The sequence below is a fragment of the Pallidibacillus thermolactis genome (assembly GCF_025660415.1).
In the GTDB taxonomy this organism is placed as follows: Bacteria; Bacillota; Bacilli; order Bacillales; family Caldibacillaceae; genus Pallidibacillus; species Pallidibacillus thermolactis.
Window position 1 is genome coordinate 24,073 of sequence record NZ_JAOUSE010000020.1, and the last position, 21,320, is coordinate 45,392.

General features: G+C 34.8%; 20 protein-coding genes. 15 read left to right on the forward strand and 5 right to left on the reverse strand.

Going from position 1 to position 21,320, the window contains the following annotated elements:
* Positions 1 to 2: 2 nt before the first annotated feature.
* Positions 3 to 668 (reverse strand): glycosyltransferase family 2 protein, encoded by a 666-nt coding sequence (locus tag OEV82_RS16100; RefSeq protein ID WP_317634311.1) that lies wholly within the window; start codon positions 666 to 668, stop codon positions 3 to 5.
* Positions 669 to 1,233: 565 nt separating this feature from the next.
* Here OEV82_RS16100 and OEV82_RS08125 point away from each other — a divergent pair.
* From OEV82_RS08125 to OEV82_RS08135, 3 genes are all read left to right on the forward strand, one after another.
* Positions 1,234 to 1,452 carry a YkvS family protein gene (locus OEV82_RS08125; RefSeq protein WP_263061556.1) on the forward strand — a complete coding sequence of 73 codons (219 nt, stop codon included), beginning with the start codon at positions 1,234 to 1,236 and terminating at the stop codon, positions 1,450 to 1,452.
* Between the two features lie 153 nt (positions 1,453 to 1,605).
* Positions 1,606 to 2,529, forward strand: coding sequence for a heme o synthase (cyoE, locus tag OEV82_RS08130; protein WP_173660836.1), 924 nt, complete (start codon positions 1,606 to 1,608; stop codon positions 2,527 to 2,529).
* Between the two features lie 311 nt (positions 2,530 to 2,840).
* A complete protein-coding gene (locus OEV82_RS08135) occupies positions 2,841 to 4,343 on the forward strand; it encodes a DHA2 family efflux MFS transporter permease subunit (RefSeq protein WP_173660834.1) in 1,503 nt (500 codons plus the stop codon).
* Positions 4,344 to 5,142: 799 nt separating this feature from the next.
* Here the strand turns inward: OEV82_RS08135 and OEV82_RS08140 are convergent.
* The 4 genes from OEV82_RS08140 to OEV82_RS08150 all read right to left on the reverse strand — a co-directional run bounded on the left by OEV82_RS08140 (position 5,143) and on the right by OEV82_RS08150 (position 8,559).
* Positions 5,143 to 5,907 carry a MerR family transcriptional regulator gene (locus OEV82_RS08140; RefSeq protein WP_263061567.1) on the reverse strand — a complete coding sequence of 255 codons (765 nt, stop codon included), beginning with the start codon at positions 5,905 to 5,907 and terminating at the stop codon, positions 5,143 to 5,145.
* 167 nt (positions 5,908 to 6,074) lie between these two features.
* Positions 6,075 to 6,185 (reverse strand): cytochrome bd oxidase small subunit CydS, encoded by a 111-nt coding sequence (cydS, locus tag OEV82_RS16160; protein WP_377701276.1) that lies wholly within the window; start codon positions 6,183 to 6,185, stop codon positions 6,075 to 6,077.
* Between the two features lie 20 nt (positions 6,186 to 6,205).
* The gene (locus OEV82_RS08145; protein ID WP_161921738.1) at positions 6,206 to 7,216 is read right to left on the reverse strand and encodes a cytochrome d ubiquinol oxidase subunit II; all 1,011 of its coding nucleotides are present in this window, start codon (positions 7,214 to 7,216) and stop codon (positions 6,206 to 6,208) included.
* On the reverse strand, positions 7,213 to 8,559 hold the full coding sequence (locus OEV82_RS08150) for a cytochrome ubiquinol oxidase subunit I (RefSeq protein ID WP_263061557.1): 1,347 nt from the start codon (positions 8,557 to 8,559) through the stop codon (positions 7,213 to 7,215). The genes OEV82_RS08145 and OEV82_RS08150 overlap by 4 nt, the downstream gene beginning before the upstream one ends.
* Before the next feature lie 323 nt (positions 8,560 to 8,882).
* On the opposite strand from OEV82_RS08150, the gene menC reads away from it, so the two are divergent.
* The 12 genes from menC to OEV82_RS08210 all read left to right on the forward strand — a co-directional run.
* A complete protein-coding gene (gene menC / locus OEV82_RS08155) occupies positions 8,883 to 9,998 on the forward strand; it encodes an o-succinylbenzoate synthase (RefSeq protein ID WP_263061558.1) in 1,116 nt (371 codons plus the stop codon).
* 154 nt (positions 9,999 to 10,152) lie between these two features.
* A complete protein-coding gene (locus OEV82_RS08160; RefSeq protein ID WP_263061559.1) occupies positions 10,153 to 10,977 on the forward strand; it encodes an amino acid ABC transporter substrate-binding protein in 825 nt (274 codons plus the stop codon).
* Positions 10,961 to 11,665 (forward strand): amino acid ABC transporter permease, encoded by a 705-nt coding sequence (locus tag OEV82_RS08165; RefSeq protein ID WP_173658253.1) that lies wholly within the window; start codon positions 10,961 to 10,963, stop codon positions 11,663 to 11,665. Before OEV82_RS08160 ends, OEV82_RS08165 begins: the two co-directional genes overlap by 17 nt.
* A gap of 15 nt (positions 11,666 to 11,680) precedes the next feature.
* Entirely contained in the window at positions 11,681 to 12,430 is a 750-nt protein-coding gene (locus OEV82_RS08170; protein ID WP_173658252.1) for an amino acid ABC transporter ATP-binding protein, read from the forward strand.
* Between the two features lie 243 nt (positions 12,431 to 12,673).
* A complete protein-coding gene (locus OEV82_RS08175; RefSeq protein WP_263061560.1) occupies positions 12,674 to 13,600 on the forward strand; it encodes an MBL fold metallo-hydrolase in 927 nt (308 codons plus the stop codon).
* 79 nt (positions 13,601 to 13,679) lie between these two features.
* On the forward strand, positions 13,680 to 14,117 hold the full coding sequence (locus OEV82_RS08180; protein ID WP_263061561.1) for a membrane lipoprotein lipid attachment site-containing protein: 438 nt from the start codon (positions 13,680 to 13,682) through the stop codon (positions 14,115 to 14,117).
* A 506-nt stretch (positions 14,118 to 14,623) separates the two neighbouring features.
* Entirely contained in the window at positions 14,624 to 15,403 is a 780-nt protein-coding gene (locus tag OEV82_RS08185; RefSeq protein WP_173658056.1) for an enoyl-CoA hydratase/isomerase family protein, read from the forward strand.
* Between the two features lie 44 nt (positions 15,404 to 15,447).
* Complete coding sequence (locus tag OEV82_RS08190) at positions 15,448 to 16,308, forward strand: hydroxymethylglutaryl-CoA lyase (protein WP_173658057.1); 861 nt, start codon at positions 15,448 to 15,450, stop codon at positions 16,306 to 16,308.
* Positions 16,309 to 16,387: 79 nt separating this feature from the next.
* Positions 16,388 to 17,572, forward strand: a complete 1,185-nt coding sequence (locus tag OEV82_RS08195) for a CaiB/BaiF CoA transferase family protein (RefSeq protein WP_263061562.1) — start codon at positions 16,388 to 16,390, stop codon at positions 17,570 to 17,572.
* A 222-nt stretch (positions 17,573 to 17,794) separates the two neighbouring features.
* The gene (locus OEV82_RS08200; RefSeq protein WP_263061563.1) at positions 17,795 to 18,967 is read left to right on the forward strand and encodes an acyl-CoA dehydrogenase family protein; all 1,173 of its coding nucleotides are present in this window, start codon (positions 17,795 to 17,797) and stop codon (positions 18,965 to 18,967) included.
* 422 nt (positions 18,968 to 19,389) lie between these two features.
* The gene (locus tag OEV82_RS08205; RefSeq protein WP_263061569.1) at positions 19,390 to 20,979 is read left to right on the forward strand and encodes a bifunctional metallophosphatase/5'-nucleotidase; all 1,590 of its coding nucleotides are present in this window, start codon (positions 19,390 to 19,392) and stop codon (positions 20,977 to 20,979) included.
* A 143-nt stretch (positions 20,980 to 21,122) separates the two neighbouring features.
* Positions 21,123 to 21,320 (forward strand): hypothetical protein (locus OEV82_RS08210; RefSeq protein ID WP_263061564.1); only part of this gene is annotated, 198 nt, incomplete at its 3' end.

Here is a 21,320-nt window from a genome sequence, read left to right on the forward strand (position 1 = left end):
TGCTAATGTGTCCACCATCGGGCCATTGGCCCTCCATATTCACCACTTGCAATTTTATCTTCATAATTTACATCATCTTTTGCTAAAAGTTTCTTTTTCTTAGGCATTCGCATTGTGTATTTCGCCATTACACCACCTATGTTGCGTTGACTCATTAAATCATTCCATAAAGCTTGTAATGCACCTGGTGCAAGACGGCTATCGGCATCCATTCCTAATATAGCTTTAATCGATTGTTGGTACATTTCTTGATACTCACTTTTTTCTCGAAAATAGATGGCTAAAGGATCACCATAAATATATTTCCAAGCCGTATTTAAAGCTCCTACTTTACGTTGTTTATTATTTTTTGTCCTTAAAATAATGACATTTAATCCAAAATCTTTTGCAGCTTCAAAGGCTTTTTCTTCTGTCCGATCAGAACAATTATCAGCAATGACGAATATATCAAGTTGGATATACTTAGGCAAACTTTGGTCAGCAAGCCCAGCAAGACAATCCCGTATTGATTTTTCTTCATTATGTGCAGGGATAAATGCTACAATTCTTGGCATCATATACCTTTTTCTAATTTTACTTCTCTTTTGATTTGGATTGAAAGAAATGACTTGATCTTTTGCTTTTGTAAATAATTGGAGTTGTCCAGATACTTTTATTTCATTATTCATAAAAAGGCACCTCCATTGGTGTTCGTCCGATTTTACTATGATCTATTATGAAAAAAGTCGTATACTTGTGACAATTCTAATATATGGGGGTCAAAAGGATTAGATTCCTACTTTTCTCTATTTTTAATTAAAAAATTGGAGAACCTTCCACTTTAAAAAAAGTGAATCAAGGCTAAACGTACTGAAGATCTAGGAATTAAGATCGGGAAATTTGGTTAAATCTATAATGAAATCAATATAAAGAGAGTTAGGAATCATAGCTTAACTAGAAAACCTTATAAATGAAGCAGAAAGAATGATAATGCATGTTAAACAAAATGATTTTTGTGTAAGCGTCCATGTTCCTTCAACCATCTTATTCCCATTGCGGGGGGGAACAAACGTACAGCTCTAAATTGTAACCGAATTTTTATAAAAAAATGTTTTTCTCCAAGTATTTCAATAGTAAAATAAGATTAGCCGTTGTACTCCTATCAATTTGTTATGAAAGAACCAGTTTAGGCAATATTAAATAAGAATGGATGATCATTTTTTTGAAAAAATTGAAAGAGGAGTATGATTTGATATGGTTAACGAAGAAAAAAATAGCAATAAAGTACAAGACAAAAAAGTAAATAAGGCGAATGTCGGCGATATCATTGAAGTAAAGAGAGGGCAATTTAAAGGAGCAAAAGGGGAAGTTCTTATTGTTCGAGAGAATTCGGTCATTATTAAAATGGGGATGAATGAAAAAACAGGGGAACCGATTAAGACAGTCGTTAATCATAAAATTATAGAAAAATAAAAAGTTAAATGAGGGCAGGAAAATGTATGCCCTTTCTTACTGTTTGATCCAAATTTGAGCAAGATTGGCAACTTCTAACGGTTATTTTATTTAGAAATCGAAACATTTTCATGTTAAACTATTTTTATTAATTACGTGTTTAGGAGATTGAAAATGTCGAATCAACAAATACTTTATGATGAAAAAGTGGAACGTAAAAGTCTATCAAAACTGATGCAATTTTTTATTGATGTTAAATTTTTATTAAAGGGAAAAGTACTAGTTGCAAATGTATTACCGGTATTAACAGGATTTTGTCTTGCTTTATATATTTCGAATCAGAGTTTTCAAGACAATTTGTGGTTATTTCTATTAACAATGATGGGTAGTACTTTTGTCATTTCAGGTGCATTAATGTTGAATAACTGGTATGAAGTAGACTTAGACAAAAAAATGAAACGTACAGAAAAACGTCCAACTGTAAATGGGAATTTTTCCTTGAACTCTGTATTATGGGCGGGAATTATTACCACGATTATAGGACATGGTCTCTTGTTGCTTGTGACATGGGAAGCTGCCCTTTACTCATTTTTAGGCTGGTTTGTTTATGTTATTCTTTATACTTTTTGGTCAAAGCGTAAATTTACTTGGAATACAATTATCGGTAGTGTCTCAGGTGCCTTTACACCTTTAATCGGATGGGCTGCATTACTTCCAGCAAACCATCTCATACCGATAACAATGTTTATTATTTTATTTATTTGGCAAATTCCGCACTCTTTAGCTGTATATATTAATAGATTAGAGGATTATAAGAATGCCGGTGTTCCGATGTTTCCTGTTGTTCGAGGTGTTCATGAATCGATTAAACATAATTTACTATGGGTTGCTCATCTAATCCCATTTCCATTTCTATTAGTAGGTACACTTGGATGGTCATTTGTGATATTTGCAACAATTTTAGGTCTTGCTTGGGTTGTTTATTCAGTTAAAGGTTTTAAAGCAAATGATAAGCAAAAATGGGCGAAGGGGAACTTGCGTTTTTCATTAGTATACCTTATTTTATTATCTTTATTTATGATTTTAATCGGGGTCTAATATGTAGATCCCTTTTTTTATTAATTCTTGTGAATTTTGCAATTGTCTTTTCCATATGCTACTAGTTTGAATTTCATTTCCTCTATCCCTCAAAAAATTCCATTTATATATTTTCTAGAAAAGAAAATAATGAAAAAAAGTTATAGGTAATATCCTATATTTTTATTACATAAATATAATTTTTATAAAATCAATTCGGGTGTCGAAATATTTTTATTGAAAAAAACGGATGTATCATATAAGATATTTTTTGCACGTAGTACAAAATCAATCAATACACGATATATTTCATTGATAAGGGGGAATTGAGGATGGATGAAAGTATGAAACGTCCTCCCTATTTAATTATTTCAATTTTAATGGTAGGAGCTTTTATCGCATTTTTAAATAATACATTATTGAATGTTGCCCTTCCATCAATTATGGAAGATTTAGGTGTTAATATGGCCACCGTACAGTGGCTGACAACTGGATTTATGTTGGTCAACGGAATAATGATACCAACGACTGCTTATTTAATACAAAAATACACAGTGCGTGGATTGTTTTTAACATCAATAGGCTTATTTACAATAGGTACAATTGTAGCTGCAGTTGCACCTGTTTTTTCATTTTTATTGTTCGGACGTATGTTACAAGCATCAGGTTCTGCCATATTAATGCCCTTATTAATGAATGTTTTGTTGGTAAGTTTCCCCATTTCCAGAAGAGGAACAATTATGGGCTTCCTAGGGTTAATTTTAACGTTTGCACCAGCAATCGGTCCAACTCTTTCCGGTTGGATAATCCAACACTTTAATTGGCGTGCTTTATTTACTTTAATTGCACCAATTTCCATTATTTGTTTTGTTCTCGGCTTTATTTTGTTAAGGGATCGAAAAGAGAAAGTAGATTTACGACTTGATAAGCTTTCTTTAGTCCTTTCATCGGTTGGATTCGGAAGTTTATTGTATGGGTTCAGTTCAGCAGGAAATGTAGGTTGGGGAAATCCTGAGGTCATTACTACCATTGTTGTTGGTATTGTTGCTCTTTTCGTTTTTGTTATATATCAAAATAGAATGGCTTCACCAATGTTGGATTTCCGGATCTTTAAATATCCAATGTATTCATTAAGTGTTATTATTTCTATGATTGTCAATATGGCTTTATTTTCTGGTTTTATGTTAATCCCGGTTTTTGCTCAAAATATTATTAATCTTACACCTATGCAAGCAGGAATATTATTGCTACCTGGAGCTTTAGTTAACGGAATTATGTCACCGATTAATGGGAAATTGTTTGATCGTTTTGGTGGCAGATTGCTTGCTGTTCTTGGTTTAACGATTTTGACAGTTACAACCTTTATGTTTAGCCATTTATCTTTTGAAACGACCATGACTGAATTAGCCATTCTCCATGTGGCACGAATGTTTGGATTGTCAATGGTAATGATGCCAGTTCAAACAAATGGATTAAACCAGTTACCTGTGAACAAGTATCCGCATGGCACGGCCATGAACAATACGCTAAACCAAGTAGCAGGAGCGATCGGGACAGCTTTATTAATCACCATTTTGTCGATTCGTACTAAGTTTTATACAATGCAATTAATAAATGAATCTCAGCGAATGGGCGAAGTATTGACAGATGCAAAAATGGAACAAATAGGTTTAGAAGCTATGCTTGATGGAATTAATGATACGTTCTTCGTCTCGGCTATTATAATTGTATTTGCGTTAATTTTAGCGTGCTTTATGAAACGTGTTACACAAGAAAATCAAGGGCAACGTCACCCTTCTAAAAATGTTGATGTTCGACCAGCAACACAAAAATAGTTAAAAATATGGCAAGTAGAGAAATATAAGACAATCTCTACTTGCTTTTTTTATTTGTGCTATGTAGAAAAAAGTTTATTTAAGGGCTTGATGAAAGTTTGGTGAGAGAACGCGAAAAAAAGTGCGTTCATTGGTATGGTGAAAACAGAAAAATGGGGATCGGAGCGAAAAAGTGTGTTCATCGGTGTGATGAAAGCAGAAAATTGACGAGAGGAGCACGAAAAGTGTGTTCATCGGTGTGATGAAAACAGAAATTTGACGAGAGAAGCAATAAAAGTGTGTTCATCGGTGTGATGAAAGCAGAAATTTGACGAGAGAAGCGAAAAAAGTGTGTTCATCGGTGTGATGAAAGCAGAAATTTGACGAGAGAAGCGAAAAAAGTGTGTTCATCGGCATAATGAAAACAGAAAAAAGGCAGATGAAACGAAAAAAGTGTGTTCATCGGTGTGATGAAAACAGAAATTTGACGAGAGAAGCGAAAAAAGTGCGTTCATCGGTGTGATGAAAACAGAAATTTGACGAGAGAAGCACAAAAAGTGTGTTCATCGGCATAATGAAAACAGATAAAAGGCGGGAGAAGTGAAAAAAGTGCGTTCATCGGCATGATGAAAACAGAAATCTGACGAGAGAAGCGAAAAAAGTGTGTTCATCAGATTGAAAACAGAAACTTCCAGAGCAACTAGGAAAAAGTGTAGTAATCAAAGTCCAATGAGAAAAGTAATATACTTCTATACGTTGGCACAAATTCAGCAAAAGGAAAATCCCACACTCAATTGTGTGGGATTGATACAAACAATGATTATTGTTTTTGACCGGTATAGACTAAAATGGCATCTCTTAAAAACTCTGCAGCACCTGGTTTTACTTTATCATAATAGGCTTTGAAACGTTCATCATCAACATACATTTGCGCTAAGCCAACATGGGCTTTTTTACTGTATTCTTTCCAGTAAAATGTTAACCATTGTTTATGCAAATCAGCTGCCCTTTGCGCAATTTCACTTGCAGGATCTCCTGTTTCCATCGCCTTGGCTAATGTTTGATTCACATCTTCAGCTAGCTTCGTAACTTTTTCATAATCTTCTTGACTCATATTTAACACCTTTTGATTGGAGGCTTTTAGAGCTTCTTCACCCCATCTTTCTCGAACTTCATCACCATATTTTTTCTCATTTTCTTCAACTAATCTTTTCTTAAAACCTTCAAATTTTTCTTGATCACTCATTTGAATTCTCCCTTCTTCATGTTTAATGGTTTTCTTGACAATCTCAATTAATAAATCTATTTGTTTTCTTTTTGCAATTAATTGTTGCAAATGTTCTTTTAAAGCATTCTTCCGATTAAAGGACGGGTCGTGAATGATTTCCTTTATTGTTTCCAGTTGTAGACCAAGTTCACGATAGAACATAATTTGTTGTAAAAGATTTACTTCGTTTTGGCCATAAATGCGATACCCTGATGAATTAATACGAGCAGGTTTGAGAAGACCGATTTTGTCATAATAACGTAATGTACGAGTAGTTACTCCGGCTAAACGTGCTAATTTTTGAATGGTGTATTCCAGCTTGAACCACCTCCTTTAATCATTACAATACAGGTTGACGTAACGTTAAGGTCAATAGGTTTTTTTATTTTTTGATCACTTTTTTTTATATTGATCTATATTGTAAAAATCACAAAAAAAGCCGAGCATACGTGTATCAATGGTATGTCTCGGCTAATTAAGAATCACTACTTTTCATCTTGTTCAAGGTTTTGGTCATTGAGGGCTAACCAAAATCCTAATATCATCGATGCGAATAATACTAGAAATGGTGCAACAAATATGAAAAATGCCTTCAAGGTTTTTCCCTCCTTTTCAACTATTTCCCTGACACGTATTTTTTACTAAATAAAAATAGTCGGAGTAATAAATATAAGGAAGGAACTAATAAGCAAAAACCTAATATAAATGCAATAATTAAAGAAATGGCCATAGCCTCATTTGTAAATCCGTCATATATTGTTAAATGCGGGTAAAGTAGATATGGATAATGGCTGATTCCATATCCATAAAAGGCCAAGGCGAATTGAGCAACTAGAAGAAGGAAAGCTTCTCCATAATTTCGACGCTGCCAAAGAAGGTAAACAGTCATACACCAGAGAATAAATGAAATAGCGAACATCCACCATAAATTCATAATGTTATCGAAATGCTCTGGATTATGTCCCTTTAACTCAACAATGATTCCTGCAGCAGTAATGATTAAAGGTAACGCCCAAATTAAGGCATATTTGCGCATTAAACGTGTTGCTTCTTTATCACCTGCTTTATTGGCATACCATGTTAAAAATACGGCAGAAATATAGAGAACTGCAGTGATACTTAACAACACAACAGACCAAGTCAATGGCTCAGTAAATAGGACCCAATAGTCTAAAATGGGTTTCCCATCCTTTATATAAATATAGCCGCCTTCTGAGATCGTCAATACAATAGAAAGGGATGCTGGTAAAAATAAACCCGATAAGCCATAGATAAATGCATATCCTTTATGACCGCGATTGCCATATGTTTCAAAGGCATAATAGGAACCTCGGATGGCAAGTAAAACAATCCCAATACTAACCGGTATTAGGAGCGTTGTTCCATAGTAAAAAGCCGTTTGAGGAAAAAAACCGACGATCCCGACAAAAAAGAAAACTAGGAAAACATTTGTCACTTCCCAAACAGGTGACAAATATCGCTGGATAATATTTGTTAAAATATGTTCTTTCTCGATAATTAAACTATAGGCATTAAAAAAGCTTGCACCAAAATCAATAGCTCCTACCATAATATAGCCGAATAAAAAGGCCATTAATACGGAAATACCAATAATTTCTAAGTTCATTTCAGCATACCACCTTTTTCGATTTCCCGATCAGCTAGTTCTTTTTCAATCGGATTTCGTTTAAACATTCTGATCATGACAATGATCGTACCTATCCCTAAAATTATGTACAGAATCGAGAAAAGCACTAACATTAAATCAACATTTGGGTTTGTCGTTGCTGCATCTGCTGTACGCATAATTCCCCGTAAAATCCATGGTTGTCGACCGACTTCTGCTAACCACCAACCAGCTTCTATCGCAATCATTGCTAAAGGACCACTTAAAACGGCAAACCACAAAAAGAGTTTCGAATGGACAAAAGACCAACCACGTTTTACACCAAACCAGTAAATGAGTGATAGAAGTAGTAATCCGATACCGATTGTCACCATTGTATCGAATAAATAATGGATATAGAGAGGTGGAATTTCATCAGGAGGAAATTGATCCAATCCTGTAACGACGGCAGATGGCCACCAATGAGCTAAAATACTTAGAGCAAATGGTATCTCAATGGCATATTTTACTTCATTATTTTCATCTAGAATGCCATACATAAGAAGAGGGGCTTCACTGGATGTTTCAAAATGCCATTCAGCAGCAGCAAGTTTCTCTGGTTGATATTCAGCTAAATATTTACCAGAAAAATCCCCTATGATGGCTGTTGCGATTGAAAATACTAATCCGAGTTTCATCGTTAATAACAAAGCTTTCTTATGATAAACATGTTTAGAGCCTGTAGCTAAACGGAATGCTGCGATGGAAGCTAAGACGAAGGCTGAAGTCATATATGCCGTAACGACAACGTGAGCAACCTTTGTCGGCATTGCAGGATTAAACATTGCCGTGATAGGATTCACATTTGCCAATTGGCCATTAATCAAGTCAAAACCTTGTGGCGCATTCATAAAAGAATTTACAATCGTAATAAAAACCGCTGAAAAAGAAGCCCCGATGGCTACTGGAATTAAAAGTAATAAATGTTTCTTTTGATTTTCAAAGCGATCCCATGTATATAAATAAATCCCTAAAAAAATGGCTTCAAAGAAAAAAGCGAAGGTTTCCATAAATAGTGGTAAGGCAATGACGTTGCCGGCAAGAACCATAAAATTCGGCCATAACAAAGAAAGTTGTAAACCGATGGCGGTGCCAGTCACTACGCCTACAGCTACTGTGATAACAAATCCTCGTGTCCAACGTCTAGCTAACAATATATAATATTGATCGTTTTTCTTAATCCCAATCCATTGAGCAATCATAATCATCAGGGGCACACCTACTCCTAAGGTGGCATAGATAATATGAAAGGTTAAAGTTGTTTCAGTCAAAACTCTACTGAAAAAAACGGAATCTCCAGTCATGACAAGTCTCCTCCAGTTTTATATAGACAATTTTTTCACTTTTTTCGAAACTTAACCAAAACCTTAACCTGCGAATAGTCTTCGAACCATTGAAAGAAATAAGAGAACGGCTACTGTAAAGGTGAGCCATACTAACTTTCGCTCATGGTTTTTATACATACGAATCACCTCATCATTATCTTGTCAAAAAAAGAAAATTTTACACATTTTTCCTAGAAAAACGAGGGGAATGAAAAATAAATGGGAATGTCGCAAGAATTGTTATAATAAAAGGAGCTAATTGTTAATATTTGTACATGTTACAGAAAGAAAGAGGGGAAATGATGGCACTTCCGATTACTGAAATAAAGATTAAAAAGTTAAAGATGCGTTTAAAGCATTCTTTTTCAACTAGTTTTGGGTCTGTAAAAGATAAGGAGTTCTTTTTAATTGAAGCAAGAGACGGGGAGGGAAATTGTGGCTACGGCGAATCTGTTGCTTTTGAGGTACCTTGGTATACAGAAGAAACGGTGAAAACGGTTTTTCATATGATGGAAGATTATTTAATTCCAATTTTGCAAATGGAGTGTTTAACTCACCCGCAAGATGTGTCAAATATTTTTAAGCCTATTAAACGGAATCATATGGCGAAGGCAGCCATAGAGGGAGCAATTTGGGACCTTTATGCAAAAAGAGAAGGGGTGTCATTGGCACGTGCTTTAGGTGGAGAAAGAAAGAAAATTGAAGTTGGTATCGCAATTGGAATTCAACCGACGATCAATGAGCTTTTACATACCATTGATCAAGCATTTCAAGAAGGATATAAACGCATTAAAATCAAAATTAAACCAGGTTACGATATAAAAGTATTACGAGAAGTACGATGGCATTTTCCAAGTATTCCTTTAATGGTTGATGCAAATTCTGCATATACTCTTGATGACATTGAACATCTAAAACAATTGGATGAATTTGACTTAATGATGATTGAACAACCGTTATCGGATGACGATATTATGGATCATGCCAAGTTGCAATCTGTTATACATACACCGGTATGTTTAGATGAGAGTATTCATTCTTTAGAAGATGTAAAAATGGCTTATGAGCTTGGGAGTTGTAGAATTATAAATATTAAACCTGGACGAGTAGGTGGATTAACAGAGGCCAAACGAATTCATGATTATTGTAAAGAGAAGGATATACATGTATGGTGTGGTGGAATGTTGGAAACAGGTGTAGGTCGAGCACAAAATATTGCTTTAGCATCGCTGCCGCAATTTACGTTACCTGGCGATATTTCGAGTTCATCACGATATTGGGAAAAGGATATTATTTACCCTGAGATCGTTGCTAGAAATGGTATGATTGAGGTTCCAGATCAACCTGGTATAGGATATCAGTTAGATGAAGAAAAGGTTGATCACTTTTTAGAATGGGAAAAAGTTTATCAACTATAATAATAATTGTGAAAACATCTAGAAAACGATTGAATTACGCAAGAATTTTCGATGTAAAAATGTTAACAATTATGTATAAAGGTAGTTTACATAAAATAAAACTTGTACTATACTCAACTTACTATTTCCTACTAACTTACTGGGGGTTTAACACATGAAAAGATTAAACAAACTAATATTCACATTAATTTTTGCTGTTGTCGCCATTTCACTCGTTGCTTGTGGCAGCGGAGAAAACAACAATGAAACGAACGAAGATAATACAAATGAAGGAAAAAACCTATATGAAGATATAAAAGAAAAAGGTGTATTAACAGTTGGTACTGAAGGCGTATATCCTCCATTTTCTTTTCATAATGACGAAGGGAAATTAACAGGTTATGATGTAGAAGTTATTCGTGAAGTAGCAAAACGTATGGGTGTTGAAGTAAAATTTGAGGAAACGCAATGGGATGCAATGTTTGCTGGATTAAATGCAGGTCGTTTTGATGTGATTGCCAATCAAGTTGGTATTAATAAGGATCGTTTAGCCAACTATGACTTCTCTATTCCATACACTTATTCATCAGCAGTTGTGGTAGTACCTAAGGATAATACAGATATTACATCTTTTGAAGATTTGAAAGGAAAAAAATCTGCTCAAACTTTAACAAGTAATTATGGAGAAATTGCCAAAGAGTATGGTGCAGAACTTGTAAGTGTTGAAGGTCTATTCCAAGCGGCAGAGGTAATTAAACAAGGTCATGCAGATGTGACCGTCAATGATAAATTAGCAGTATTAGATTATTTGAAACAAAAAGGCGATGACTTAAAAATTGTTGCTGAATCCGATGAAAAATCAGAAATGGCCTTTACGTTTAATAAAGGAAACGAAGAATTAGTAAATGCTGTAAATGAAGCATTAGAATCAATGATTGAAGACGGAACGTTATCAAATATTGCGATAGAATGGTTTGGTGAAGATGTATCCACTAAATAATGTGTTATTTACAATAACCGGACAAACAGAAGGATGGGAGTTGTTTATCAACTCCCTTGTTCCAATGTTAACAGGTACAATTAAAGCGACAATTCCATTAGCAATTATATCCTTTATTATCGGTTTAATAATTGCATTACTAACAGCAATGATGCGCATCTCTAAATCTCCCTTTTTAACAATTCCTGCGACATTTTATGTTTCAGCTATTCGTGGAACACCGTTACTTGTTCAATTGTTTATTATATTTTATGGGATGCCTACATTGGATATAACATTTGATCCATATCCGGCTGCTATTATTGCATTTTCTTTAAATGTAGGTGCTTATGCATCAGAAATCATCAGGGGTTCGATATTATCGATTCCAAAAGGGCAATGGGAAGCGGCTGCGACTATTGGGATGACAAAAACTATGGCGTTAAGAAGAATTATACTTCCACAAGCAACACGAGTATCAGTTCCGCCTTTATCTAATACATTTATTAGTTTAGTAAAAGATACGTCGCTAGCTTCACAAATTCTTGTTGTTGAACTGTTTCGGAAGTCCCAGGAAATAGCTGCTGTTACTTATGATTTTTTACTTTTATATGTGGAAGCGGCACTTATTTATTGGGTTATTTGTTTTATTTTATCGATGATCCAGTCAAGATTGGAAAAACGTTTAGAACGGTATACGGCACGGTAGTAGGAGGAGGGAACAATGTATTTATCAGTAACTGGTTTAGCGAAGCAATTTGGCGATTTACAAGTATTAAAGGATATAAATTTTAGTATTGAAAAAGGACAAGTGATTTCAATTATTGGACCATCAGGTTCAGGGAAAACGACTCTCCTACGCTGCCTAAATGCATTGGAGATTCCCGATAATGGAATATTTCAATTTGAAGATGGGTTTACTTTAGATTTTACTAAAAAACAAAAGAAACAAGATCTATTGAGATTACGAAGAAAATCAGGAATGGTTTTTCAGTCATATAATCTTTTTCCGCATAAGACGGCTATTGAAAATGTTATGGAAGGACCGTTGATTGTTCAAAAAAGGGATAGGAAAGAAGTATTAAATTTAGCTAAAAGTTTGCTAAAAAAAGTTGGATTAGAGGATAAAATAAATCTTTATCCTTACCAGCTTTCTGGCGGCCAACAGCAAAGGGTTGGAATTGCACGAGCACTCGCAATGGAGCCGGAGTTAATGCTTTTTGATGAACCTACATCGGCATTAGATCCAGAATTGGTAGGAGAAGTATTAAAAGTTATAAAAGATTTGGCTAAAGATAATTGGACAATGGTTATTGTTACTCACGAAATTCAATTTGCTTATCAAGTATCGGATAAAGTTGTGTTTATGGATGGAGGATATATTGTCGAACAAGGAACTCCTGATGAAGTGATTAAAAACCCACAAGTTGACCGAACGAAGCAATTTTTACATCGAATATTGAATCCAGCATAAAAATTTGTGTTTCAAAACAGTTCTCAAATGGGAACTGTTTATTATTTTTAAATTATAAAAAGATGCATATCGGCCAATTCACAGGTGAGATTTCTCATTTCCTAGATTGGAAATTGAAATAAAAAAACGGTGAGAAGAAATCAAAATATTTGTATAGGTTAGATAATAGGTTTTAAGATAAAACCTAGGAGTAATAAATTATATTTTAAAAGTAAAAAGCAGGTAAACAAAGGGGAAATGACAGTGTTAACAAAAATTATAGAAGGTATATATCTTTTGAAAGTACAATATCCAGGGGGAATGGGTGCAACGAATTGTTACTTAGTCGAAGGTGAGCAGGGTTACACCATTATCGATACAGGATCCTATTCAAAACAAGCCAAATCCCTTTGGCAACAAGTGTTAGACAAAGGGGTTGCGATTGAAAAGGTTGTTCTGACCCACGTTCATCAAGATCATATCGGATTAGCAAAATGGTTACAGAAAAAAGGAATTCCGATTATTGTATCGAAGATTGGCCTTGGTGAAATGGAGAAACATCGAGATCCTGATTTTGAAAACCGTATGGCTCAATTATTAAGGGTTCATGGGATTGCTAATATACCAGAGCCGTTGGACCGTTCAGATATATACCAATTTGAACCAGATGTATTATTTAATATGGATGAGAGAATTAAAATAGGTAATGATTGGTATGAACCGATATGGACACCAGGTCACTCCTATGATCATTTCTGTTTTTATAATCCTGAAAAAAGATTCATGTTTGCTGGTGATCATGTATTACAGGAATTTTCACCCGTTATCGGTTTATGGGAAGCGGAAGAATATAATGCACTACAATATTATTTACAATCTATTGACCATATATTACAATATCCAACTGATTTTGCTTTAACTGGTCATGGAGAGCCTATTGAGCATTTCCATGATCGGGTCCTTGAAATTAAAGAAGGCCATGAAAAGCGATTAGAACAAATTTATCAATTAGTCAAAGAAGAAGCAAAAACAGCTTTACAAATTACATACGATGTTTATGGCCAATTAAAAAAGAATTTTATCGCCAGTCCATTTATGGCATCGTTAACAAGATTAATTTATTTGGAAGAACAAGGGAAAGTACGTCGATATGGACAAAATGGTGTGTATACTTTTAAAGCCGTTAACTAATATCTTTTCGTATTCATGAATCTTTTTTACAACGTTTTCGTAAGTATGGTTGGAAGAAGAGAAAAAATGGGGGGAATTTATGAAAAAGTTGTTGATCATCCTTGTATTTACACTTTTTTTGAGCGGTTGTTCCCTTTTTGCAGATACAAATGGAACAGAGGACTATGTCGATAAGGCGACTCAATATATTCAAGAATTAAGTAATTTTGCCCAGGAAGCACCGCAAATGGCAGCGGATGCTGCAACAAACCGAGAAACATATAAACAACTAAATGAACAAGTCATCGGTTTAATTAAAAAAATCGAACAATTTAATGAACTTCATGTACCATCTGTTGCAGAAGAAGTACACCAACAAATTGTAGAGAAAAATGAAGACTTATTAACTGAGTTAAAAGATACAGTTCAAAACGGACAAGTTACACTTCATGGTTTCGTAAACTCTGAAACATTTCAAACAATATCAGATATCGTCAAACTACTTGTATTAATAAATCAACTGACGGGTGTATTATGATCGATACAAACAGAAAGGAATGACCGGATAGCCCAAGTTCTAGTAATGATATAGAACTTGGGTTTTTTTATAATCGGCAGTTAGCATAGATTCAAAAAGAATAATAAAAACATGAAAATTAATTGTTTGTTATATAATGATAATATTGAATATTAAGAATTCTCGTTGACGAAAAAACTTTTTATATATAAAATATCGTCAAGGGGAATGCATCGTAAAAAAGACTGGATAAGAAAAAACGGAAATACTTCACTAGAAAAACAATCCGTTCATACCAGTGTCGCATTATTCGGTTTAAACTTTAGAAATTGAAAAATAGATAGTAAGAGTCAATGTTAAGTTATTTTATAATTTGTAAACGTATACAACATGAGTTCAACGATATTTTATAAAAAATAGAGGATGAAGTATATCAGAGCATTGACAAAGAAAGTCGTTAAATAGGAGCTTGCGATTTTGTAGAAAAACGTAAGCCTCGTTGATAATTTATGTGAGGTGAGTATTAAATGAACTATCAATCTATTAAAGTTGCAAAAAGAGAGGATGGTGTGGCAATTGTAAAATTTAATCGCCCTGAAGTTAGAAATGCCCTTGGGCTAGAAATGAGACAAGACTTAATTGATTTCTTTTCAACAGCGAAGCATGATCCGGATATTAAATCCATTATTTTAACTGGTGAAGGAAAAGTTTTTTCAGCTGGCGGCGATTTAAGCACAATGAAGGATATTGATGCTGTATCGGGGCGTGAAAGATTACAATACGGTCATGAGTTGATCCGGTCAATTGTCAACATTGAAAAGCCGGTTATAGCCGCAATAAATGGAGCTGCTGCCGGGGCAGGTATAAGTATTGCTTTAGCATGTGACATGATTGTAGCGTGTCAATCTACTGTATTCATACAAAGTTTTGTAAAAGTAGGACTTGTACCAGATTTAGGAGCTATTTATTTTTTACCTAGATTAATCGGACGACATCGAGCACTGGAGTTTATGTTTCTAGGAGAGAAAGTTACTGCAGAACAGGCACATGAATTGGGAATCGTGAACAAAGTAGTTGATGACCATCTCCTTATGGAAGAGGCAGAAATACTGGCAACAAGATTGGCAGAAGCGCCAAATTTGGCTATTGGCTTAATGAAAAAATTGGTCAATCGTAGTGTATTAGCTGAGTTGGATGAAACGTTGGAATTAGAAGGTTTTGCTCAAGGTCTGCTCTTTGAATCAGACAATTTTAAAGAAGGGGTTCAGGCATTTTTTGAAAAGCGTAAACCGATCTTTAATAAATAATGTTTAACTTTAGAGGATAACGAAGATGGAGGAGTGATTGTGTTTTGTTTTTTCCAAAAGAAGTAGAAATTATTGAGGTTGGACCACGTGACGGTTTACAAAATGAACCAGAACCAATTCCAGCAGAAAAGAAGAAGGAGTTAATCGCACAGCTTGCGAAAGTAGGTATAAAGCGTATGGAAACGGCCTCCTTTGTTCATCCGAAATGGGTGCCGCAAATGGCAGACTCTGAAGAAATTGCTACATATTGTAATCAACTAGGTATTACTTATATTGCTTTAACACCAAACATGAAAGCGTTGGATCGGGCTATTGAAGTAAAGGCACCACAAATTGCCGTATTTATCGGTGCAAGCAACGAGTTTAACAAAAGGAATATTAATAAAACAACGGCGGAATCCTTAAATGAATGTGAAGACATGTTTTCAGTTGCAAAAAAACATTCGATGTTTATTCGGGCATATGTTTCAATGGCTTTTACATGTCCATTCCAAGGTTCTGTATCTTTTGAAGACGTGAAGTTTGTGGTTGATCGTTTTGTCCGTCTGGGGGCAGATGAAATTGATATTGGAGATACGAACGGTCAGGCTGACCCAAAAATCGTTTATGAGCGTTTTGCGAGATTAAAAGACTTATATCCAGAAGTAACCTTTGTCGGACATTTTCATGATACATCAAAACTTGCATTAGCAAATGTTATTGCGGCAATGCAAGCAGGAGTAACGAAGTTTGATAGCTCAGTGGGAGGACTTGGAGGTTGTCCTTATTCTCCTGGTGCTACTGGGAATGTAGCGACAGAAGATTTAGTCAAAATGCTTTCTAAAATGGGGATAAAAACAGGGATCGATTATAATGAACTTTTAAATGTGAGTCCATACGCTAAAAGTTTATCGACAAGAGTGTGAAAAAAATTAAGGGGATTTCAGGGAGCGTACGATCAAAGAAACGAAACGTATAAATTGTTTCTTCATGAGGAGGTATTTTATGCAGCCTTTAGAAGGTATAAAGATTTTAGATATGTCAAGAACCCTTGCTGGGCCATATTGTACAATGTTACTCGGTGACCAAGGTGCTGAAATTATAAAGGTAGAGCAACCTGGATTGGGAGATGAATCGAGGAGATTTACACCTCCTACATGGAACGGCGTAAGCACTTATTTTTTAAGTACGAATCGAAATAAGAGAAGTATTACAGTTAATTTGAAAAGTAAAAAAGGAAAAGAAATTATTTATAAGTTAGCAAAAGAAGCAGACGTCTTAGTAGAAAATTTTCGTACAGGAGCCATGGATAAACTAGGTTTCGGTTATGAAAAAATGAAAGAAATAAATCCAAAACTTATCTATTGTTCCATATCAGGTTTTGGCAGAACTGGTCCAGAAAAAGATCGAGCAGGCTATGATCTTCTACTTCAAGGTTACGGTGGATTGATGAGTATTACTGGTGAACCGGACCGAGGTCCTGCAAAAGCGGGAATGTCGATCGTTGATTTGTCTACAGGATTGTTTGCCGTATATGGAATATTAAGCGCATTATTTGCTAGGCAAAAAACGGGGAAAGGTCAATATATTGATGTTAGTTTACTAGATGGTCAAATTAGTTTGTTAAATTTTCTCGCAACAGGGTATATGGCGACCGGAAAGGTTCCAAGTAGAATGGGTTCAGCCCATCCATCGCTCGTTCCTTACCAAGCTTTTCGAGCAAAGGATATAGATATTATATTAGCTGTTGCAAACGATGGATTATGGAAAAAATGTTGTGAAGCCTTCGGTTGGAAGGACTTGTTAACGGATCCTCGTTTTCAGAAAAATGATGACCGGGTTGCCCATCGAGAAGAACTTGTTTCAATTCTATCCGATCGATTAATTAAGATGGAAAGTAAGGAAATTTTTGAAAAAATGGATAAAGCAGGAGTGCCTTGTGGTCCAATACATACCGTTGATCAAATAATAAATCACCCTCAAGTGAAAGCAAGAGAGATGATGATCGAAATCGAACATCCGAAGATAAAAGATCTTAAAGTTCCAGGCTTTCCTGTAAAGTTTTCAGAAACACCTGCCAAAGTTCGATACTATCCACCATTACTAGGTGAGCATACAGTGGAAATTTTAACGGAATTAGGCTATTCACAGAAAGCAATTCAAAAATTCAAAGATGAAGGGGTAGTTTGAAGTTAAATCCAAAATTCGCAATACTTACATCATTCGTATTATGGATATCTTCTTTCAGAAATGGAGTTGGACGATTGAAAAAGAGAGTACGGTATGTAATCTGTATTAACATATGATTAATTTTTTTCTCTAATTATAATCACAAAATATCAAAATCGTTCATAATAGGAAGATTGATTGGAAAATAGCACGGGGATTGATTATAAAAAGGAGAGTGTGAACATGGATTTTAATTTATCCCAAGAAATCCTAGAAATGAAAGAATCTATTCGGGACTTTGTTGAAAATACAGTTGAGCCAGTCGCTGATCAAATAGAAAGAGAAGATAAAATCCCTGAACGTATTTTAGAAATGAGCAAGGAAATGGGACTATTCGGTTTGAGTATTCCTGAAGAATACGGCGGGTTAGGAATCGGCATGGTTGGTAAGTGTGCAATCTATGAAGAACTGGGTCGTACGTCAAATGGATATACAACTGTAATTGGTGCGCATACTGGTATAGGTACAGTTGGGATTGTTGAATTGGGCTCGGAGGAACAAAAAAGAAAATATCTTCCCAAAATGGCAACTGGAGAGCTGATCGGGGCTTTTGCTTTAACAGAGCCAAATGCTGGTTCGAACGCTTCAGCTTTAAAGACAAGTGCTGTGAAAAGGGGAGATAAGTATATATTGAACGGTTCTAAACATTATATTACAAATGGACCGATTGCTGATGTCTTTACCGTAATGGCTGTGACTGACCCGAAAAAAGGGGCAAAAGGTATCACATCCTTCATTGTGGAAAAAGATTTTCCAGGGTTTGTCGTAGGGAAAAAGGAAGAAAAAATGGGATTGCGTGGATCTTATTCTTCAGAAATATTTTTTGAAGATTGTGAAGTACCGATAGACAATGTTCTTGGTGAAGAAGGAATGGGATATGTGAATGCTTTAAAGATCTTGGCGAATGGACGTGCAGGTCTTGCTGCTCGCAATTTAGGTTCATCTCAAAAGTTATTAGAATTATCTATAAAGTATGCACATGAACGAGAACAATTTGGAAAGCCAATTTTTGAACAACAAATTATCCAACATTATTTAGCTGAAATGGCATTACAAATTGAAACATTACGGACTTTTACTTATCGAGTTGCGTGGATGGTTGACCAAAACATGAAAATGATTAAAGAAGCGGCAATGGCAAAATTACTTGGTTCAGAGGTGTATAACAAGGTCGCTGATTTAGCTGTGCAAATTCATGGGGGGATTGGATATATTAAAGATTATCCCATTGAAAGATATTACCGTGATGCAAGAATTACAAAAATTTACGAAGGAACTTCAGAAATTCAGCGAAATATTATTGCAGCACAAATTCATAAAGAATATATGAAAAGTAGTTCTACAGTAAATGTTTAATGATTTGCCTCTACTTAAGCAACAATAAGCCTTCCGCAAACAATCACTTATCTTCAAAATTCATCATATGTAAATACTAACAACCCAACATTACGATTTGAAGATATTTTACCTTTTATTAAAGGGTGTAAAAAGAGAAAAAAAGAAATAATATATACAAATATAGTTTGAAAAACGCAATAATATAAATACATGTCTATTTATTAAGTTTACCTCATTCACTAGGTTTCACCGTGAAAACTGGTTTGTCTAATTGAACGAAGCCGATTGGTCACTATATACTGGAGGTAAAATCGCCTTTAAAGAAACTGCTAGTCATAGCGATCACTGTAAAAACTTTACTTGTCAGTTCCCTTTTTCTTATTTTAAATCCTTTCTTTGTTTCAGCTGAAACAAAGAAGGAAGATAGTTTTACGTTAACGATTTTACATAACAATGATACACATGCTAATTTGGATAATGTGGCTAAAACCGTAACAGCAGTCAAAAAAATTCGTATGAATAATCCTAATGCTCTCCTTCTTCATGCAGGTGATGTGTTTACAGGAACCCTTTATTTTCATACGAAAAAAGGGAAGGCAGATCTTCAATTTATGAATTTAATGGGCTATGACGTAATGACTTTTGGCAACCATGAGTTTGATTTAGGTTCAAGTTTGGAAGGTCATCAAGCATTAGTTGACTTTGTTAAGAATGCAAAGTTTCCTTTCGTTAGTTCAAATATCGACTTCTCTAGAGATGATAAATTTAACGACTTATATCATGATAAAATATCTACGCTTGCTCAAAATGGACATATTTATAACAGTATCATTAAAGAAGTAAATGGTGAAAAAATAGGAATCTTTGGTTTAACTACAAAAGAAACAACCACTATATCCAGTCCAGGTCAAGTCATTTTTTCGAGTTTTATTGAGAAAGCAAAAAAAGCCGTAAAAGAATTCGAGAACATGGGTGTTAATAAAATCATCGCCTTAACCCATATCGGCTTTAATGACAATGCAAAAGTGGATAATGATTTATTACTTGCTATGAAAGTGGATGGTATCGATATTATTGTTGGAGGTCACAGTCATACTGAATTAACAGAACCAGTGCTGATTAAAACGGATGTAAATGGTAAAGCAAAAGAAGAACCCACCGTTATTGTACAAGCAGGTGAATATAACACGAATCTAGGGATGCTAAATGTTACATTTGATAATCGTGGAAAAGTCATTGAGGCAGAAGGGGATTTGTTGAAAATTGAAAATTTCGAAGAAGACCCGGAAGCTGTAGACTTATTAAATGAGTATAAGTCAGAAATTTACAACTTTGCCAATCAAGAAATAGGAGTTCATTTAAACCACCCCCTTGAGAATCCTAGATCGAGTAATGGGAACGCTAGTGTCCGTAACAGTGAAACTATATTAGCGAATTTAATTACGGATGGGATGCTTTATGCAGCAAAAAAATATGATGAAAAAGTTTTAATGGCCGTTCAAAATGGTGGCGGTATCCGTGCTCCAATTGAAGCGGGTCCGATTACGAACGGTAAGATAATTCAAGTTTTACCCTTTGGAAATACATTATCTACTATAGATTTAACTGGCATAGAGCTCAAGAAAGCTTTTGAACATAGTGTTCATGCGTATCCAGAGGAATTTGGTGGATTTTTACATATAGCTGGCGGTAAAGTTGAATTTGACTCCACAAAAGCAGCAGGAAAACGTGTAGTGGCAATCTATTTTATCGATGAGAATGGCGATTATGTAAAAATAAAAGATATAGAAACTTATACGATTGTTACAAACTACTTTACAGCAAAAGGTGGCGATGGTTATGACATATTCCAGAAAGCATATGAGGAAGGTCGTGTAAAAGAACTAGGTAAATTTGATTGGGACAACTTTAGACAACATTTACAAAGATTAGGAAGTGCGAACATACCGACGAATACTGAAGGTCGTATTATAGATGTGGGAAAGAACTATAACAAATATAAGCATCCGGATAAAGGAATTAATTATTGAATGAGTAAAAAGGGGCTGTCCGAAAAGTCAATTTTTAATTGACCTTCGGTCTAGCCCTTTTGCTATTTAATGGTACAAAAAAATCGTCCTTTTTTGTAGAATGAAGTTGACGAGACAACATTCAACAGAAAGGACGATTTTTTATGAATAATCAAATGACTATTCAAACAAATTATAACATGCAAATGGAACTAGCTCTAGAGGGAATAATTGAAAAAGGAAATCAACCCAAAAAGAAACAAAAGAAACTTGTATTCCAGCCTTATAATAATAAACAAACAATGATGATTTTAGATATAGAAATGTTTGTTCCGGAAAATCACGTTGCACGTTTAGTAGAT

Coding starts and splice junctions, on each gene's coding strand:
- OEV82_RS08200 (WP_263061563.1), top strand. CDS start 17,795: ATGGATTTTAATTTATCCCAAGAAATCCTAGAAATGAAAGAATCTATT.
- OEV82_RS08195 (WP_263061562.1), top strand. CDS start 16,388: ATGCAGCCTTTAGAAGGTATAAAGATTTTAGATATGTCAAGAACCCTT.
- OEV82_RS08135 (WP_173660834.1), top strand. CDS start 2,841: ATGGATGAAAGTATGAAACGTCCTCCCTATTTAATTATTTCAATTTTA.
- OEV82_RS08160 (WP_263061559.1), top strand. CDS start 10,153: ATGAAAAGATTAAACAAACTAATATTCACATTAATTTTTGCTGTTGTC.
- OEV82_RS08170 (WP_173658252.1), top strand. CDS start 11,681: ATGTATTTATCAGTAACTGGTTTAGCGAAGCAATTTGGCGATTTACAA.
- OEV82_RS08145 (WP_161921738.1), bottom strand. CDS start 7,216: ATGAACTTAGAAATTATTGGTATTTCCGTATTAATGGCCTTTTTATTC.
- OEV82_RS08165 (WP_173658253.1), top strand. CDS start 10,961: ATGTATCCACTAAATAATGTGTTATTTACAATAACCGGACAAACAGAA.
- OEV82_RS08185 (WP_173658056.1), top strand. CDS start 14,624: ATGAACTATCAATCTATTAAAGTTGCAAAAAGAGAGGATGGTGTGGCA.
- OEV82_RS08180 (WP_263061561.1), top strand. CDS start 13,680: ATGAAAAAGTTGTTGATCATCCTTGTATTTACACTTTTTTTGAGCGGT.
- OEV82_RS16100 (WP_317634311.1), bottom strand. CDS start 668: ATGAATAATGAAATAAAAGTATCTGGACAACTCCAATTATTTACAAAA.
- cyoE (WP_173660836.1), top strand. CDS start 1,606: ATGTCGAATCAACAAATACTTTATGATGAAAAAGTGGAACGTAAAAGT.
- OEV82_RS08125 (WP_263061556.1), top strand. CDS start 1,234: ATGGTTAACGAAGAAAAAAATAGCAATAAAGTACAAGACAAAAAAGTA.
- OEV82_RS08150 (WP_263061557.1), bottom strand. CDS start 8,559: ATGACTGGAGATTCCGTTTTTTTCAGTAGAGTTTTGACTGAAACAACT.
- menC (WP_263061558.1), top strand. CDS start 8,883: ATGGCACTTCCGATTACTGAAATAAAGATTAAAAAGTTAAAGATGCGT.